Below are 1,048 nucleotides of genomic sequence, written 5' to 3'. Positions count from 1 at the left end.
AGGAAATACCCCACAGCCCCGAAAAAGAGCCAGTCAGTTGCTTAACTGACTGGCATTACTCCCGGAGGAGCTGTCAGAGAGGCTTAATCCCATTCAGGAGCCAGACCTTCCGGGCTAACCAGGCGGTCGTTGCAATCCAGTGCGGCGATCGCTTTTTTATCTTCGGCATCAAGCTGTAAATTTTGTGCCTTAAGATTACTTTCCAGGTTTTTACGTTTAGTAGAAGAAGGAATTACTGAGTAACCTTCCCCCATAGCCCACGCCAGAATCACTTGTGCCGGAATCGCATTGTGTTTAGCTGCAATACGAGCAATAACCTCATCTTTCAGTGCATTACCATAAGCCAGCGTCATATAGGAAGTGATATGAATACCGTGCTGTTTAGCCCAGGCAACCACTTTACGGTTTTGCAGATAAGGAGAGAGTTCAATCTGGTTGGTAGCGATGTTTTCAGCGCCAACAGCAGCAATCGCTTTTTCCATCAATGGGATCGTGAAGTTGGAAATACCGATCTCACGCGTCAGCCCTTGTTTTTTGGCTTCCAGCAGCGCCTGCATAAACTCTTCAACAGAGACTTCATCGTTTGGTGACGGCCAGTGGATTAGCGTCAGATCAACATAATCGGTACGCAATTTTTGCAGGCTCTCTTTCAGACTCGGGATCAATTTGTCTTTGCTGAGATTTTCAATCCAGATTTTAGTGGTGATGTAGAGTTCATGACGTGGCACGCCACTTTCTGCAATCGCCTGACCTACTGCGGCTTCGTTATCATAGATTTGTGCGGTATCAATTGCGCGATAACCAAGTTCAAGCGCCGTTTTCACAGATGAAATAACAACGTCGTCTTTCAGACGGAAAGTACCTAAACCAAATGCAGGGATAGCCATAATATGCCTCTTTTAATGCTATTTTCGTTAACTGAGGTGATTATGGACTTCAGACTGTTGCGGAAAAAGAGCGTAAAACGCAGAGGATTTTTGCGATTCTAGCAATAATAGATATCCAGACGCAAAAAAACATCGAGCGTTAACTCGAGGCTTCTTAATAA

General features: G+C 45.1%; 1 protein-coding gene. It reads right to left on the bottom strand.

Annotated features, from left to right (window positions below; all coding sequences use genetic code 11):
• Window positions 1–83 precede the first annotated feature (83 nt).
• Window positions 84–887 (bottom strand): 2,5-didehydrogluconate reductase DkgB, encoded by an 804-nt coding sequence (dkgB, locus tag ACUU1M_RS20275; RefSeq protein WP_152029081.1) that lies wholly within the window; start codon window positions 885–887, stop codon window positions 84–86.
• Window positions 888–1,048 lie beyond the last annotated feature (161 nt).

The sequence above is a fragment of the Shigella sp. SIG6 genome (assembly GCF_053555815.1).
This window is presented reverse-complemented; position numbering and strand designations above follow the sequence as displayed.

What these genes read in the sequence shown, in the direction of transcription:
- dkgB (WP_152029081.1), bottom strand. Translation starts at nt 887, where the DNA reads ATGGCTATCCCTGCATTTGGTTTAGGTACTTTCCGTCTGAAAGACGAC.